The following is a 239-nucleotide window of genomic DNA, read 5'->3' as shown; positions in this document are numbered from 1 at the left end:
TAAAAGTGAAGTAATAAACCTTTTTCTACGGCTTTAGGCATTACCAATGTTCTGCTCCCTTATCGCCGGGGCTATATCCATAACCTCGCTCCGTGTTTCTTCCTCCACGAATCATGCGATCATGAGAAGAATTAGGAGGAAAATTATATAACCAAGAAGATGTCATAGGATTAGTCTGGGCATTGGCTGAATAAAAATCAAACATATCCCAACACCATTCATCCACGTTTCCACTCATG

The 239-nt window shown here is 40.6% G+C and carries 1 pseudogene; it reads right to left on the bottom strand.

Features of this window, described 5'->3' with window-relative positions:
- Positions 1 to 40 precede the first annotated feature (40 nt).
- Positions 41 to 239 (bottom strand): annotated as a pseudogene (locus ACYVTD_RS19180) (hypothetical protein); the annotation flags it as partial.

The organism is Treponema sp. R6D11 (assembly GCF_054786075.1).
The sequence above is the reverse complement of the archived record's forward strand: the minus strand, read 5'-3'. Positions and strand labels throughout refer to the sequence as shown.